The organism is Photobacterium sagamiensis (assembly GCF_050337085.1).
Lineage (GTDB): Bacteria > Pseudomonadota > Gammaproteobacteria > Enterobacterales > Vibrionaceae > Photobacterium > Photobacterium sagamiensis.
The window spans coordinates 36,912-53,405 of record NZ_JAKJSP010000026.1 but is presented as its reverse complement, the minus strand read 5'-3'; the positions used below and the strand labels follow the sequence as shown (position 1 = coordinate 53,405).

Sequence of the window (16,494 nt, the reverse complement as noted above, 5' to 3'; positions counted from 1 at the left end):
AACAGAGGTTATTTTTTCACGATATCTTTATTTTCGACGCTCACTTTAACGGGCTTACCCAGCAAGTTGATCAGCATGAATGAGCGTTTTTCACCATCCGCTTCCTGATAAATAGCTTCAATACCTTTAAACTGTCCTTGCTCCAGCTTTAGGGTTTCTCCCGGTTTCGGGAAACTGGAAAGCTGCATCTGATGCTCTTCACTATCCTCATTCATCATCAAACCATAGACAATTTCTTGTTGCACACGTTGCGGCTTTGCCCCTTGGCGAATAAAATCAGCGACACCTCGGGTCGAGCGCACAGTGGTAAAGCTCAGGGTTTCTGGATCAAAATAGACAAAAATATAACTTGGGAACAGAGGTTCCGGCGCTTCCACCCGTTTACCTCGCACAATTTTTTGCACAGTAACTTGCGGGTAGTAACACTCAGCCCCTTGACGATCAAGATTAAGCACCGCACGCTCTTGTTCACTACGTTTACAATAAAGAAGGTACCAATCTTTCATAACATTCCCGACCAACAAGCAATACATCAACTGAATTAAATTATAAGTACTCGTAAATAAAGAACAACTTATAAAACTAGTTGCCCTTCAAATTTTGATTCCCCCCTCTCTTACGCCCCTTTCACCATGTTACATTTGTAAAAACCATTAAAACCGAAAAATATCAACAGAAAACACCATATTAATCAACAGCAGCAGCTAACAACACTGCCATCACTCGACAAGGAAGCACATTAGACCGAATACCGTAATGGAAAGTTATTTTTCATTTTTGGTTAATATATACACACACACTTATAATTCAACAGCTTACAATGTTAGCGTTTTGTTCTGCTCCTGTAAAAACTTGCAGAGTAATATTTTGTGCATTATAAAATGGCCAGCATTTGCAAACACACAAATAATATTACACAGAGAATAATCATGAGCAATCAAAGTAGTGGTACCTTAATGGGCCACCCAAAAGGTTTGTTCTTACTGTTCGGTACCGAACTGTGGGAACGTTTCTCCTATTACGCTATGCGTGCAATTCTGGTTCTTTATCTTACCGATAAGACAATCAATGGCGGCCTCGGCTGGTCAACTCAAGACGCACTGGGTCTTTACGGCATCTACACCGGCCTTGTTTATATTACCCCTTTAATTGGTGGATGGATTGCCGACAACTTCTTAGGCCAGCGCCGCTCAATTATCATCGGTGGTGTATTCATGGCCTTAGGTCAATTTACACTTGCCCTGCCTAACAGCATTATTGACCCGCATGCCGTCACCGCTTTTTATGCGGGTCTTGGCCTGCTGATCATCGGTAATGGTCTGTTCAAGCCAAATATTTCAACCATGGTCGGTGACCTTTATAAAGATGGTGATAACCGTCGCGACGGTGCCTTTACCATTTTCTATATGGGTATCAACCTCGGTGCCCTAATGGCGGGGATCATTGCAGGCTCTGCTGCCATCGCATACGGCTGGAAAGCAGGCTTCCTGACTGCCGGTATCGGTATGCTGATCAGCCTGGTTATGCAATTTATGTTTGCCGAGCGTCTACTGGGCAATATCGGTAAAGAGCCAGCAGCAAAACGTGCTGCGGCAATGAATAAATCCGGTAAAAAAGAGCCACTGACCGCACAAGAGCGCGATCGCCTGAAAGTTATTATGATCATGGGCCTGTTCGTGGTTATCTTCTGGGCAGGCTTCGAGCAAGCCGGCGGCCTGATGAACATCTTCTCTCAGGAATACACTGATCGTATGATTGGTAGTTTTGAAGTACCTGCAGCCTGGTTCCAGTCGCTTAACCCGTTCTTTGTCATCACGCTTGCTCCTGTGATTGCTGCATTGTGGGTAAAAATGGGTCCTAAAGAGCCAAGCTCTCCGGCTAAATTTGCCATGGGTCTGTTCTTCCTTGCCATCGGCTTCCTGTGCATGATCGGTGCGGTGATGCAGCAAGGTGGTGATATCACCGTGAAAACCTCAATGATGTGGCTGGTTGGTGCGTACTTCTTCCACACCTTGGGCGAGCTGTGTCTGTCTCCTATCGGTCTGTCGATGGTCACCAAACTGGCACCGCTTCGCTTAGCTTCACTGATGATGGGTGCATGGTTCGGCTTCAATGCCGTTGCTAACTACGTAGCCGGTATTATTGGTGCAAACGTAGGTGAAGCTGGCCCGATGGCAATCTTCAGCGGTATTGCTATCGCAGCAACGGTTGCAGGTGTGCTACTGCTACTTTGCTCAAACCAATTAATTCGCTGGATGCATGGTGCAGAAGGTCAGGTTATTGAAGACGAAGTAGTCGAAGGTAACGCAGTAGAAGCTTAATCAAACGAAGATTCAAAGATAGAGTAGCCAGCAGCGAGATCATTCGCTGCTGGCTACTTTTTTTTATCTACAGGCTCTTTTTTACGTCCACAGGCTCTTTTTATATCAAGCTCTCGCATCTCATCACTCCGACTCAAGTCTCTTTAACGTCACACTAAAACTGGCCGAACCAATTTCACTTAATGACAAACGTCCACCCGACTCTGATAACTGCCATTGAATAATGTCATTGCTCTGGGCGCGCTCTCCCAGCCACGATTGCGCCATCACAGAATGCATCCCCTCACTGGTTTGTAAAACAGCCCCCAGCCCCGCAGAAACGATATTCAGGCTTCTGTCACACGCATCAAAAATACCAAACAGGCCTTTGATGGGTGACGCATAACCCGAATGTTGCATCCCCTTTTCAATTAAGCTGATTAAATGCAAAAGGTCATTTTCTTCTGCCATACGGGTACGCAGATAATCATTAAAAAAGGCACGAAGCAGCAAAGTCGTTGCCGTACCATTGTCCCCACCAGCGGCAGAATCAACCAGATAAAATGCCAGTCGACCATCCATCAACCAAGTATAATCAAGCAGAACAGGCTGAACATCGGCAGATTGCAAGACGCAGTAATTCAGTTGCCAGTCACCCAGCTTTGATTCTGTATCCGGCATTAAGCCCACCAGCAATTCCCGTGCAGCTTTAGGGTTAGACTGCAATTCCTGAATATGCCATTCCAGCTCTTCATCAACAACGCTGTTGTCTTCACCGACACCAAACCACTGGCTGGAAAAGTCACGTCCTTCTGTGGAAGAATCCAGTGACTTTAATACGGATAAAATCGCAGACTGCAGCACCATAATGTTATCAAGAGGCTTGATAAGAAAATCCTTAACCCCATGACGCAATGCTGTGGCTACGTCAGCCATATCACCGGTACCTGAAATCACGATAACAGGAACCATCGGGTACTGAGCGGATATCTCTTCGACAAACTCCATCCCCGATAGCACCGGCATAGCCAAATCACACAGTAATACATCAGGAATAGCCTTTCTCAAGGCTTGCAATCCTTTCAGGCCATCATCAGCTTCTCGCACAACACATCCCTGGCTTTGCAAAAAGCCACATATCATCTGACGAAAAACAGGATCGTCCTCTACCACGAGAATATCTTTACCCTCTAGCAACGATTGTGTTCTCCATGAGTTATGGTTTGCGACACCCTGATTTTTTTCGGGGGAGTTGATGTTATTTTCTCGATAACTGCGCATGAAAACCTAATAGTTAATCAACCTATCAAAAGCATAGGTGTAAAATCGTCATTCGTCAGGGCTGACAATCTACTAGCGAAAGATATTAAGTGATTAATGCTATCCACTTCAAATAATTACATTTTTTATAGCCTAAATGGATATGATAACGAATGCTTAAAAAGAGGATTGTTGATTTGTAGCGACAGTATTATTCATGTTGAAATATTGATTTATAGCAATAATATTTACGTTAAAGACATACTCTGACACGCTTTATTATACAATTCCCCATTATGAGTTTTCAGTAATGACTTTTTATGAAACTTGACGATCTAAATTTGTTCCGAATGGTTGTTAAAAATGGCAGCTATACCGGAGCCTCTCGCAAAACCCAAGTGCCAGTAGCAACGCTGACTCGCCGAATTCAAGCTTTGGAAGAATGCCTGAATATTCGCCTGTTAAATCGTCATGCCCGTAAATTATCGCTTACGGAAGCCGGACAAAAATTTTACGATGATTGCGCGCCTCTACTCCAGCAATTAGTTGATACGACGGTGCATATCAGTGAAGAATGTAAGGGAGCTGCCGGTAAACTAAAAATTGCCGCCCCTTCTAACCTGACTAAAGTCATGCTTCAACCTATGCTGAATGCATTTATGCTGCAACATCCAGCTATCGATATCGCACTACACATGAGCAGCGAGCCAGAGCAACTCGATCCAACCGATTGGGATGTCATGTTCCGAGTCGGCCCTCAGCGCGATTCGACCCTCATCGCCCGCCGTATCAGTGCGGTTAAAGATATTCTTGTCGCCAGCCCTGATTACTTAAAAAACCACCCAGAGCCAAAACACGCTCAGGAGCTGCACAATCACACATTATTAAAAGGCAACCCGCTACTTCGCTGGCGCTTAACTGACAGTAACGGAGAAACCGTTACGATCAATGAACGAGGCCGCTTCGAAGCCAATCAGTTAAATGTAGTAAGAAAGGCATGCACTGCCGGATTGGGGATCACCCTGATGCCTGATGTTATGCTGGAAAAATACATCACTTCTGGTGAGTTAATCCGTATTCTTGAAAACTGGTCAGCCAACCCGCGTGAAGTCTACCTGCTGTATAACCACAGAGACTACCAGCCAGAAAAGTTGCGGTTACTCATTGAGTTTGCCAGCCAATATTTTGAATTAAACTAAGAGCTTTGAATTAAACTAAAAGCTCTGAACTGAACTTAGCGCATTTTATTAAACCGAATGCTTTATGCCCCATTCCCTGCATTGCAGAAGCAATGTTTCGGGAATGGATATTTGGCCTGCTTTATCCCGCAGGCATGAGCAAGCTGGCTCATTTCCTTTATCCCCTTTACCTTCTTATCACTCTCATATCACTCTGCGCTATAGCAGAAGCAATTTCTTGCCAACGTCCCGAACCCCGACTAAATGTTATTAGTATGTAAACGTACTTTCACGATTTTAAAATTTTGAAATCTAACATCAGTTACGTGCAGCCACTTGGCATTTCTAGACGAGGAAACGTTATGATTCTGGGACATTTATTTGGAATATACACTCACCCTAAACAAGAGTGGCGCACCATTGATAAGGAACATGAAGGAGTAAACAGTAGTCTCAGTCACATCCTGTTAATTGCTCTGTTGCCACCTATTTTCGCATTTATTTCCAGTGTATTTATTGGCTGGGAAATTGGAGCGGGAGACCCTATTTACCTCACTCAATCCAGTGCCATCGGTATGTCAATTGCCATGTATTTTGCGCTGATTGGTGGCGTCTTTGCACTGGCTTATGTTTCCTACTGGATGAGCCATACCTTTGGCTCAACCCCGACCTACACACAAGCCCTTGAACTGGCCGCTTATACCGCAACACCACTCTTTATGATCAGTATTGCCGCCATCTACCCACATCTCTGGTTCCTGATGATTGCCGGATTAATCGGGATCGCCTACTCCGTCTACCTCCTGTATACCGGGGTTCCGATCCTGATGCACATTCCGGAAGAACGCGGCTTTATCTATGCCAGCTCAATAGTCACCTGCGGCTTGGTACTGCTGGTATCGATTTTGGCGGGATCCGTTATTCTGTGGAATCTCGGATTAGGGCCAGAGTTTATGAGTTAATTGAAACAGATCAAAAAGAGCGAGGACTGCCTCGCTCTTTGTTATTGTGGCTCTTCCTTTTACCCTTCGTTATGAATTTCCAGATTGGCAAGATCTTGCTGGATTTCACGTTTGGTCTTAGAGTCTTCATTACGTAGCGAGTCGAGAAAATCCAGGTATTCCTGGTTGATATCACCCGTCACATAACTGCCGTTAAACACTGAGGTTTCAAACAGCTGGATATCTGGGTTACCTTCAGCAACCGCTGAAACCAAGTCTTCCAGATCCTGGAAGATCAAGCCATCTGCACCAATCATCTTGCAAATTTCATCGACTTCACGACCATGAGCAATTAACTCATTCGCGCTTGGCATATCGATGCCATACACATTCGGGAAGCGAACTTCAGGGGCTGCAGAGGCCAGGTACACTTTACGCGCACCGGCTTCACGAGCCATCTCAATGATCTGCTCTGATGTTGTACCACGTACAATCGAATCATCGATTAACAGTACGTTCTTATCTTTAAATTCAGAGCGAATTGCATTGAGCTTACGACGAACAGACTTACGACGCATTTGTTGCCCGGGCATAATAAAAGTACGGCCAACATAACGGTTTTTCACAAAGCCCTGGCGGTATGGCTTATCAAGCGTGCGGGCAATTTCTAATGCACTGTCACAAGAGGTTTCCGGAATAGGGATAACCACATCAATATCCAGATCGTCCCATTCACGTTTGATTTTTTCACCCAGCTTCTGCCCCATGCAAACCCGCGCCGCATACACAGAGATTTTATCAATGAAGGAATCAGGGCGAGCGAAGTAAACAAACTCAAAGATACATGGGTTCAGTTTAGGATTATCAGCACATTGTTCAGTGAACAGTTGCCCCTCAAACGTAATGTAAATCGCTTCACCAGGGGCAACATCACGCACAAAATCAAAACCGACGGCATCAAGTGCGACCGACTCAGACGCCACCATATATTCGATTTGGCCTTCAACTTCACGTTTACCCAAACACAGAGGACGAATACCGTGCGGATCACGAAAAGCAATCAAACCGTGGCTAATTACCATGGCAACCACAGCATAAGCGCCTTTAACATTGCGATGCACTTCGCGAACAGCAGTAAAAATATCGGAAGGGGTAAGCGGGTAAGATTGGGAAACTTCAAGCTGGTTAGCTAATACATTCAACAGAATTTCAGAATCAGAGGTTGTATTAACATGGCGCCGGGCTTGCTTAAACAATGACTCCCTGATCTCTGAGGCATTGGTTAAGTTACCATTGTGTGCCAGAGAAATGCCATAAGGAGAATTCACATAAAACGGTTGAGCTTCAGAAGCACTTGAACTGCCTGCAGTTGGATAACGAACATGGCCAATACCAACATCTCCTTGAAGACGTTGCATGTGCTTAGCTTCAAACACATCACGAACAAGCCCATTCGCTTTACGCAGACGGAAACGATTGCTTTCCAGAGTAACAATACCGGCAGCATCCTGGCCGCGATGCTGTAGCACGGTCAGTGCGTCATAGATAGACTGGTTTACCGGGGTTGACCCCACGATTCCGACGATACCACACATATCCTAAATCCTCGTCACGCATAAAATACCAATTGATGGAGTAACAGCACACTCTGTTACTCACCATCATTGCTATAAGGCCGACGCTAGAGCGCGCCGGGTAAAAAGCTTGAAGTATTTTTCAGGTATGAGAAGAACCATTCGATAACCACCCCGAACTGAGGGATCAACTGCGACTGTTTCCACCAGTCCGCACTCGAAAATCCAGTAAAGGCATCAATAAAGAACAATACCGCTGAGACGATTAGCACGCCCCTCACACCACCAAAAACAACTCCGAGTACCCGATCTGTCCCAGACAAACCGGTTTTCTGAACTAATTGTCCGATAACATAGTTCACCACCGCGCCGACTATCAGCGTTGAAATGAACAAAACAGCGATGGCGCTACCATTTCGTAACGTCACATCGTGAATATTGGTAAAGTAAGCTGCCAGCTGAGGGTAAAACTGACTTGCGATAAAAAAGGCAGCAAACCAAATCACTAGTGACAGAGCTTCTTTAACAAATCCGCGGATTAAACTGACCAATGCAGAGAAGCCAATCACGCCTAAAATTACGTAATCTATCCAGATCATCATTTATAGTTTCGTCTTGTTGATGCGTATTCTAACAGAAAAAATGAGAACGCAAACGTTTACCTAAGGGTTTAGTGGGCTAAATCTGAGCAATTGACCTTTTAACCCCGTTAATTTTTCCAAGTCTTTAATCTGGCCTGCAAGTTTATCTTTCGCGACATCCGGGCCAACCACCACTCGTGCCAAATCGCCCGGTTTAGGCTGTTTCGGAAAAACATGAGCCTGAAAACCAGCCTTACGGATCTTCGCCACTAACTGATGTGCATTGTCAAAATGCCGGAAAACACCCAGTTGTATAACCCAGCCACTCTCTTGATAACCGGCTTTCGGCGGCTCAACGGCTTGGGGAGCGACTGCTAATGGTGCCTCTTCTTTGGCAATGACAGCAATATCTGAATCGCCGGAAACCTCATATCCATTCTCATCGATAACAGCAGTAACCGGCTCTTGTGGCAGCTCGACCTCTGCAAACTCAGGTTCAGGAATCGTCGTAAACCCTTCCTGCCCCATTTCGGGCTGTAACGGAATGCTGGCAAACTGCTCCTGGTAATGTTGTTTCTTGCCATCAAATAAATCAGGCAGAAAGATCACTCCGATTGCGACCAGAATAATGGTTCCGACAAGACGGCTTTGGAATTTACTCGCCACATTTACTCCTGTGTTGATCCAAGATGGCTGGAAATCTGACCGACAGTGTAAAACGAGCCAAAGACGATTACCACATCGTCCTCTTCTGCTTGTGTTAGCGCTGCGTCAAAAGCTTGCTCCGGTGTTGAAAACCCGGCCGTAGCATGGGGTAAATGTTCAATGATCTCTTCTGCTTTGGCCGCTCGCGGGCCTTCCAAGGACGCAGGATACCAGACATCAACAATTTCTTTCATCTCAGTAAGCGTCGACGCGATGTCTTTATCATGCAGCATAGCGACAACCGCGTGAATACGGGCTTTGTTCTCACGCTTTTTCAGCAGCTCCAGCTGAGTGGCAAAATAATTGGCAGAATGGGGGTTATGTGCAACGTCCATAATCACTAACGGTGTTTCAGCCACCCGCTCCATTCTGCCGGGCAGTGAAGCCTTCGCCAAACCCGCAGCAATATTTTCATCGCTGATATTCAGCTCTGCGGTGCCTAATGCCATCAAGGCTGTCGCGGCATTAGGTAAAGGCAACGACGGCAGCGGGAGCTGCTGTAAGTCAAACGCGCCACAATGCCAGCTCCAGCTATCGCCGTGGTGTTCATAACTGAACTGATAGCCAACCTGGTATAAGTGCGCACCGATATCGTCGGCATGCGCCGGTACGGTAGATGGCGGATTAGGCTGGCCACAAATTGCAGGCTTATCGGAACGGAAGATACCGGCCTTCTCGTAACCAATGACTTCAATATCATCACCCAACCAGTCGACATGATCGACGGCAAGACTGGTGATCACCGCGACATCATGTTCGACAATGTTCGTCGCATCCAGTCGCCCGCCGAGCCCGACCTCCAGAATGGCCACATCCACCTGATGCTGCTTAAACAGGTGCAACGCTGCCAATGTGCCAAATTCAAACAGGCTTAAACTGGTTTCTCCCCGGCATTGATCTATATAAGCGAAAGCCTGGCTATGTTCATGATCTGCCAGCTCCTGGCCATTAATGCGAACACGCTCGTTATAACGAACAAGGTGAGGAGAACTATAGACACCCACTTTATATCCGGCATCAAGCAAAATTGCTTCAAGAATGGCACAGGTAGAGCCTTTGCCATTGGTTCCCGCGACGGTGATCACCCGCTCTGCGGGCTTGGTTAGTTGAGCATGTTGTGCGACGGAGAGCGCGCGATCTAAACCAAGATCAATGGCGCTGGTATGAAGTTTTTCTAAATAGGTCAGCCAGGAGGAAAGGGGGGCTGTGGCTTGTGGAGCGGTCAATCCAGACATTGGTGATGTATTCACTTATTAATACCCATCGAAGGTACTAATTTAACACTGAACCGAGCCTGAGTTCATGCAAACAAGAAAGAAATTCTACTTAGCACTCGCTATGGGATTTATTTCTTGTATCTATGACTCATTACCCGGTTCAGTGACAACATCAAAAAGGCTTATTCCTCTTCGTTGTTTTCTGCTTCGGTTTCTGTCTGCGCTTGCTGAGGTTGATCAACAGGCACAACTAAAGGTGATGTGTGGTTCGTCATTTTAGCCACCAGACCACCGATACGCTGACGCATCTCGCGACGATCAACAATCATATCAATCGCACCGTGCTCAAGCAGGAATTCACTACGCTGGAAACCCTCCGGGAGTTTTTCACGTACGGTTTGCTCAATAACACGCTGACCCGCAAAGCCGATCAGTGCTTTTGGCTCACCAATGTTGATATCACCCAGCATGGCCAGACTTGCCGAAACACCGCCCATCGTTGGATCAGTCAGTACGGAAATAAATGGCAGCCCTTTAGCCGTCAGACGTTCTAATGCTGCGCTGGTTTTAGCCATTTGCATCAGAGACATCAGTGCCTCCTGCATGCGAGCACCGCCACTGGCAGAGAAGCAAACCAGAGCACAATTGCTTGCCATGGCTTCGTCAACGGCACGAACAAATTTGGCGCCAACAACAGAACCCATTGAACCGCCCATAAAAGAGAACTCAAACGCACAGGCAACAATTGGTTGCTCCAGCAGAGTGCCCTTCATCACGATTAATGCGTCTTTTTCGCCACTGTTTTTTTGGGCAGCTGAAATACGGTCTTTATATTTCTTTGAATCACGGAACTTCAGTTTATCTTTCGGCTCCATTTCAGCAGCCAGTTCTTCTACCGGGCTTTCTGTATCAAGGAAAGTCTCAAGACGACGACGCGCCTTCATACGCATGTGATGGTCGCACTTTGGACACACTTCGAGGTTACGTTCCAGATCGGCGTGATAAAGCACTTGTTCACATGACGTACATTTTGTCCAGACCCCTTCAGGGATCGACACTTTTCGAGAAGAGACAATATTGCTTTTGGTTAGGATCTTTTCAAGCCAGCTCATGAATGACCTTTAGTCTATATTCCCCCGCTCATTTAAGCCGAGGATGCAAATTCGTTAACTATCGGAGGTGAATTAAAGCACAAAGTTGTCTATCTGTAGATAAAAAACTGGTTGTACCTTCTGGTTTATACCCAATATACCTCAATCCGCAAGGAAGAGAGGTCCTAGCGGTGCTGTTGGTAAACCAAATTCTTCAGGGTAGTCGACCGCGACTAAGTACAATCCAGCGGCTTTTGCTGTTTCACCTGCGACTCGGCGATCTTTTTGCTCAAGTGCCCACTTCATCCACTCCGGGGTTTCCTGGCCGCGACCGACCCGAATCAAACTACCCGCAATGTTGCGTACCATGTGGTGTACAAACGCATTGGCTTTGATATCGATGATCACAAAATCACCCTGACGGCTCACATTTACATGCTTCATATCACGCCATGGGCTTCGTGATTGACATTGAGTCGCACGCACTGACGAAAAGTCATGCTCTCCAACCAAATATTGCGCCGCTTCATGCATTTTTTTCTCGTCTAAGTAGCCATGATAATGACTAACACCAATACCAAATATAGCCGGACGTAATGCATTATTATAAATAATATAGCGATAACGACGTGCTGTAGCACTAAAACGGGCGTGAAAATCATCACTCACTTCTGTTGCCCAACGTACTGCGATATCTTTTGGCAGGTGCGCATTGACACCAATTGTCCAGGCAACCATTTTACGTTCAACATCAACGTCAAAATGCACAACCTGACCCGTTCCGTGTACCCCAGTATCTGTACGACCAGCACAAAACACGGCAATAGGTTTATTAGCTACATGTGACAACGCCTTTTCCAAACGTTCCTGAACACTATCTACATCACGTTGACGTTGCCAACCACAGTACTTTGCACCGTCGTACTCAATACCTAAAGCTATTCGCATAATTTAATTCGTTCTCAGAGCGGCGCATGGCCAATATCAAAGGGAGGGGATTATATACCCAAACCACTTCAAAATGCAGAGTTCAGCGAGAATTCAGAGGCTTTTAGTCAAGGCAGCCATATGAGCGAATAGCCGTTCTATTTGAAGTATGGCTAACGCAGTATAAAAGCCTCTGAAACTCGCCCTGCGGGAGCTCCTCTGGAAACTCACTTTAGCGCAAAATGTGCTTGAAAGGGGATACCATTCCTACACACATTTCTCTTAAATTGAATTCCCAGAGGAAGCTCTGAATCACGCATATTGAAGTAGTTTGGGTATAAATGAATAGAATATAGGAAAAGAAGCCCCCTAGACGCTTGATACGCCGTCTAAGGGGATATACATGGGCTTATCTGTTGTATTGAATCAGTAAACTCTTCGCTTCACGTTGACTGCTTACATCACCACCGGCTGCGACTTCTTCCAGCAGAGCAATAGCGCCATCAGCATCATTCATCTCTAAATACGCCTTGGCTAAATCTAACTTGCTGGCAAATTCACCTTGGTTATCAACATCAAAAGATTCGATATCAGCCAGCACATCCGGAAACTCGTCTAAGCCGACCTCTAAGTTCAACGGTTCGGAATCCAAATCTAACGGATTATTCAGCTCATCTTCCTTCATCAGCTCATCAATACTGATGTAGGGAGAGCTAACTGTCTCCTCTTCTTCCAGTAATTCACTGGCACCTTCATCGAGCAGTAAAGACGATTCTTCTGCTTCTGCCAGCAGTGCTTCAGGATCAAACACATCGACATCTTCAACCTGCATATACGGCTGTTCAGACCAATTTTCACGTTCAAGTTCCGGTTCCGGTATCGAGTCAGCCCAAATAGCACTATCTTCTTCTGACATAACAATATTGGCATCAGCCTCGTCATTATAATCAATAGGCTCTTCAAACAATAAACGCTCACGTTCGTCAACATCTAAACCTTGCTCATCGGGTAGACGTAAACTCTCTTTAACGTCAGGCTCCGGTACTTGCGCTTCTGCTGCCTCAACTTGCTCGTCTGAGTCAAATTGTTGGCCTAAATCAGGTTGCTCAACTGGGCTTGGCTGCACTGATACAGGCGTATGACTCTGTTCAGGCTCAGGCTCTGCTGATACTTTAGCTTCTGCTTCAAACATTGAATCAGGTTCGGTAAGCAACGCCGCCATGTCCAGCCCCGCAGACTCAACCAGGGTTTCATCGAACACGTCAGCCGGCACTGGCACTGGCACTGGCACTGGCTGTGGTTGAGCGGGTAGCGGTTGGGCGGAGTACTGCTCTTTCAGCCCTTGTTCAAGCTCATACTGTTCCAGTTCATGTTGCTCTTCAAAGGAAGCTTGCAACGCTTCATCTTCACTGAACTCAGGCAAGGTTGCAGGATCGATTGCTGCAAACTCAAATTCAGGAGCACTTAACTCTTCAGGTTGTAACGATGGAGCCTGCAGTACATCTTCAACAAGCTCATTCGTTTGTTGAGGCTTATCGGCAGCCTCAACCGCTTGCTGCAGCTGCTTAACCATATTATCTAAAGCCGCTTGCTCTTCGTCTTCAGAAAGCGGAGATAATGCTTCTTCTACGGCATCAGCCTCAGGATCATTGAACGCCGCTTCTTCATCAAATTCCGGAAGGTCATCTAAAGACAGAGCCTCCCCAATCTCAGAGCCTAACGGCGGTACATCCTGGAATTGATTTGCATCTGATTCGACTTCTGCCAAAGCCGCTTCTTCATCGAAGATCGGAAGCTCGTCTAAATCAATAACTGGCTGATCGATGGCATCGAAAGCTATATTTTCAAGAACCGTATCTTCAAGAGCTGTATTTTCGAGAACCGTATCTTCAAGAGCTGTATCTTCAGCAACTGTCTCTTCGAGAGCCGATTCCGGTTCTGCTGAAAGAGGCTCTGTCACCGCTTGTTCTATGACAGGATCTATAACGGGCTTGTCAAAGACCGGGTTATTAACGGTTTCGAGCAGCTCGTCAACACTGCGCTCTAAATCCTGAATATCATCGCTCTCAGGCTCATCAAACAAGCTTTCAACATCAGCAACCAGAGAATCGATACTGTCTTGATCTTCTGGCATTAAGCCAGACTCAGGAAAATCAGCATCTATTTCATCGGCACCGCTTGCTATCTCGTTAACTGCACCCTCATTAACTGCAGTTTCAATCCCATTAACTGAACTGTTACTTTCAACAGGATCAAATTCAGGATCAATCTGTTCCGCAATACCAGGAGCGACATCACTAGGCTCTGAACCCGATAAATCCGAAGTTTCCAGGCTGATCTCGGCACCATCTGATACTGCAGGTCTCACTACATCAGAAATCTGGCTTTCTTCAAGAATATCGTCGAGCAAATCAGTACTGTTTTCATCAATAACCAGATCATCCATGTCTAAGCTATTATCAGCCAGACTGTTGAGCTCATCATCTAGTTCTGTCGCAACATTTAGCTCTGACGGTTCATTTTCAAAGTCATCGCCCGCCTCATCAAACAGCTCATCGAGTAATGCCGTGCTGTTCTCATCAATCGATATAGCAGGATTTAGAATGGTATCGTCTTCACCTTCGAGCAACTCATCAAGCAGAGCAGTACTATTTTCTTTGACATCAATGTCACTCGATAGCTCATCATCATCGTCGATGATTTCATCGAGTAATTCGACACTGCCTTCTTTAAAAACGGCTTCTTGATCTGAAGATTCAGCCTCTGTGTGCTCAGCGAAAAATACTGCTTCATCGACAACGGTTGGATTTGCCAGTTCAGCCGCTTCTGCAAGAGCTCGATCTACCGCAGCCTGTTCGGCGATATCGTCAGCAGCTCTCGTATCTTCAAGAGCACTGTCTTCAAGAACACTGGCATCAAGAGCGCTACTGTCAGGTGCTTCGACTAAAGTGTCAGCCCCCATCAACTCCGGCGACTCTGTGCTAAACGAGTCGAACAAAGTATCAAGTTCATCTTGTCCAGCGACTTCATTTTCAACTTCTGACAACAGATCATCAAGAATCGACTGATCAAGCAGCCCCTCATCAATACCGTCATTGGTCATGAGCTCATCATCAAAAGCACTGTTCGCTTCATCGGAAGACAGATCAAAATTCTGCTCATTTTTATCTTGTTCTTGCAACGACTGCTCCCACATGGCAGCCAAAGCTTCATCTGAGTTTTGATCCGATGATTGCTCCATCAAATCTAACGCCCGCTCCATATCTTGCAGGCCAATCGCTTCCTCATTACCTTTAACAGAAATACTGCTCGATGAAAGATCGCTATGGATATCAAAGTCATCGTTGTCACCAGATGAAAGATCCAGACTGTGGGCATCATCTGCTGCATGCCCTATCTCCATCCCTGAATCCGAGGCAAATAAACTCTCTTCCGGATCATCAAACAACGAGCTGTCATCACTGGCGAATAAATCGTCGATATCGTTATCTTCGCTCAGCGTCAAATCCGGGATCTCATCGCCACCGTCAGTCGGCGGTGGTACCATAACCGGCCCATTGGTATCCGGGGCATCTAGTGACTTAACATCATCCGAACCAGCCTCTTTTTTCTTACGGCCAAACATGAAGAATGCAATAGCACCGGCAATCAAAGCTCCGGGAATTAGTGCTATTGCCGCTAAAATCCATGGGTTAGCGATTACGCTGTCAATCCAAGACTGCTCTTCAACCGCTGGCTGTTGCTGCTGGGTTTTCTGCTGCTCAAGGAAACCAATGATTTCACCACGCAATTCTTCATCATCGGCAATCTGATCTTTAAGCGCGGTTACCTCATGTCGCATTTCCGCCAAACGAACCCGTAGCAAGTGATTGCTTTCAAGCAGCTTCGTCATCTGAATGTCAGATGCGTCTAATTGCTCTTGCAGTTCCGTTGGAGCCGCTTTCAATGGTTTAGCCGGAATAACGCCCGGTTCAGTGGCTGCAGCCTTACCCGCAGCAATCGCTTTTTTGGTTGGTGTGACCGTTTCTTCGTTCGCTTTTTCAGGCTTCGCTAACGGGGTTACAACAACCGGAGGCTTCCCTTTAGCCAGTTTAGGGGTTGACTGATTTGCTGAAGCCGTTCTCGAAGTCGTTGGCGTTGAGGGCACGGAAGACCGGCGGGCCTGACGACGTTGATCGATCTCTAAACGGCGCTTAACGCTCGCGATGTCTTCACGCTGAATTTGTGCCATGGTCGGCATTCGCAGCCGGCTTCCCGGGATCAAGCCATGAATATTATTATTCTCAAACGCTCGCGGATTAGCTCGATGGATCGCGCCGATAACCTGATAAACAGAGACCGATTGATTGGGACGATAACGGGACGAAATCGACCACAAGGTTTCATTATCCCTTGTTGGTCCATATTGATTAACTGAACCCGTGTTGGATACAGCCCCGGTCTGGTTAGTGTCTCGGTAGCGGTCAGAAACAGCAAAAGGCTGATCATCATCAGCCGGACCAAGAATACGGACAGTATTAGCTTGAACCTGCATTGGTACCAGGAAGGCTGCCGTCGCGAAAATCACCGGTAAAATTAAACGTTTCATCATATTAGATTGATTAGACACTGCCCGTGGCCCTCTCTGGCAGGATATGGAATGAGATAAAATCGATTGGATAAAAATCAACAAGGCTGTAAACACCGCAAAGGCTTATCCAATCGTATTTACTATATCGAA

12 protein-coding genes are annotated in these 16,494 nt (G+C 46.3%); 3 read left to right on the top strand and 9 right to left on the bottom strand.

Translation table 11 applies throughout. The annotated features are described in order from the left end of the window. Positions 1–8: 8 nt before the first annotated feature. Entirely contained in the window at positions 9–506 is a 498-nt protein-coding gene (rfaH, locus tag L4D76_RS13550) for a transcription/translation regulatory transformer protein RfaH (RefSeq protein WP_428441425.1), read from the bottom strand. A gap of 423 nt (positions 507–929) precedes the next feature. Between rfaH and L4D76_RS13545 the strand changes: the two genes are divergently transcribed. Next, positions 930–2,321, top strand: coding sequence for a peptide MFS transporter (locus tag L4D76_RS13545; RefSeq protein ID WP_428441424.1), 1,392 nt, complete (start codon positions 930–932; stop codon positions 2,319–2,321). A gap of 123 nt (positions 2,322–2,444) precedes the next feature. Here L4D76_RS13545 and L4D76_RS13540 read toward each other — a convergent pair whose 3' ends face one another. Then, the gene (locus L4D76_RS13540; protein ID WP_428441423.1) at positions 2,445–3,497 is read right to left on the bottom strand and encodes a response regulator; all 1,053 of its coding nucleotides are present in this window, start codon (positions 3,495–3,497) and stop codon (positions 2,445–2,447) included. Positions 3,498–3,880: 383 nt separating this feature from the next. Here L4D76_RS13540 and L4D76_RS13535 point away from each other — a divergent pair, with 383 nt between their 5' ends. After that, the gene (locus L4D76_RS13535) at positions 3,881–4,759 is read left to right on the top strand and encodes a LysR family transcriptional regulator (protein ID WP_428441422.1); all 879 of its coding nucleotides are present in this window, start codon (positions 3,881–3,883) and stop codon (positions 4,757–4,759) included. Positions 4,760–5,100: 341 nt separating this feature from the next. Further along, entirely contained in the window at positions 5,101–5,700 is a 600-nt protein-coding gene (locus tag L4D76_RS13530; protein ID WP_428441421.1) for a Yip1 family protein, read from the top strand. 59 nt (positions 5,701–5,759) lie between these two features. Here L4D76_RS13530 and purF read toward each other — a convergent pair whose 3' ends face one another. The 7 genes from purF to L4D76_RS13495 form a co-directional block, all read right to left on the bottom strand. Next, positions 5,760–7,274: an amidophosphoribosyltransferase gene (purF, locus tag L4D76_RS13525; protein WP_428441420.1), complete on the bottom strand. Its 1,515-nt coding sequence runs from the start codon at positions 7,272–7,274 to the stop codon at positions 5,760–5,762. Positions 7,275–7,360: 86 nt separating this feature from the next. Continuing rightward, positions 7,361–7,852, bottom strand: coding sequence for a CvpA family protein (locus L4D76_RS13520; RefSeq protein ID WP_428441476.1), 492 nt, complete (start codon positions 7,850–7,852; stop codon positions 7,361–7,363). A 63-nt stretch (positions 7,853–7,915) separates the two neighbouring features. Further along, entirely contained in the window at positions 7,916–8,500 is a 585-nt protein-coding gene (locus tag L4D76_RS13515; protein WP_428441419.1) for an SPOR domain-containing protein, read from the bottom strand. A gap of 2 nt (positions 8,501–8,502) precedes the next feature. After that, on the bottom strand, positions 8,503–9,774 hold the full coding sequence (gene folC, locus L4D76_RS13510; protein ID WP_428441475.1) for a bifunctional tetrahydrofolate synthase/dihydrofolate synthase: 1,272 nt from the start codon (positions 9,772–9,774) through the stop codon (positions 8,503–8,505). A gap of 164 nt (positions 9,775–9,938) precedes the next feature. After that, positions 9,939–10,868 carry an acetyl-CoA carboxylase, carboxyltransferase subunit beta gene (gene accD, locus L4D76_RS13505; RefSeq protein ID WP_428441418.1) on the bottom strand — a complete coding sequence of 310 codons (930 nt, stop codon included), beginning with the start codon at positions 10,866–10,868 and terminating at the stop codon, positions 9,939–9,941. Between the two features lie 141 nt (positions 10,869–11,009). After that, positions 11,010–11,795, bottom strand: coding sequence for a tRNA pseudouridine(38-40) synthase TruA (gene truA, locus L4D76_RS13500; RefSeq protein ID WP_428441417.1), 786 nt, complete (start codon positions 11,793–11,795; stop codon positions 11,010–11,012). 388 nt (positions 11,796–12,183) lie between these two features. Continuing rightward, on the bottom strand, positions 12,184–16,365 hold the full coding sequence (locus L4D76_RS13495) for a FimV/HubP family polar landmark protein (RefSeq protein WP_428441416.1): 4,182 nt from the start codon (positions 16,363–16,365) through the stop codon (positions 12,184–12,186). Positions 16,366–16,494: the final 129 nt, after the last annotated feature.

Excerpts from the sequence above, each read along its gene's own strand:
- L4D76_RS13495 (WP_428441416.1), bottom strand. The coding sequence starts at position 16,365 with ATGATGAAACGTTTAATTTTACCGGTGATTTTCGCGACGGCAGCCTTC.
- L4D76_RS13520 (WP_428441476.1), bottom strand. The coding sequence starts at position 7,852 with ATGATCTGGATAGATTACGTAATTTTAGGCGTGATTGGCTTCTCTGCA.
- purF (WP_428441420.1), bottom strand. The coding sequence starts at position 7,274 with ATGTGTGGTATCGTCGGAATCGTGGGGTCAACCCCGGTAAACCAGTCT.
- L4D76_RS13545 (WP_428441424.1), top strand. The coding sequence starts at position 930 with ATGAGCAATCAAAGTAGTGGTACCTTAATGGGCCACCCAAAAGGTTTG.
- L4D76_RS13530 (WP_428441421.1), top strand. The coding sequence starts at position 5,101 with ATGATTCTGGGACATTTATTTGGAATATACACTCACCCTAAACAAGAG.
- folC (WP_428441475.1), bottom strand. The coding sequence starts at position 9,774 with ATGTCTGGATTGACCGCTCCACAAGCCACAGCCCCCCTTTCCTCCTGG.
- rfaH (WP_428441425.1), bottom strand. The coding sequence starts at position 506 with ATGAAAGATTGGTACCTTCTTTATTGTAAACGTAGTGAACAAGAGCGT.
- accD (WP_428441418.1), bottom strand. The coding sequence starts at position 10,868 with ATGAGCTGGCTTGAAAAGATCCTAACCAAAAGCAATATTGTCTCTTCT.
- L4D76_RS13535 (WP_428441422.1), top strand. The coding sequence starts at position 3,881 with ATGAAACTTGACGATCTAAATTTGTTCCGAATGGTTGTTAAAAATGGC.
- truA (WP_428441417.1), bottom strand. The coding sequence starts at position 11,795 with ATGCGAATAGCTTTAGGTATTGAGTACGACGGTGCAAAGTACTGTGGT.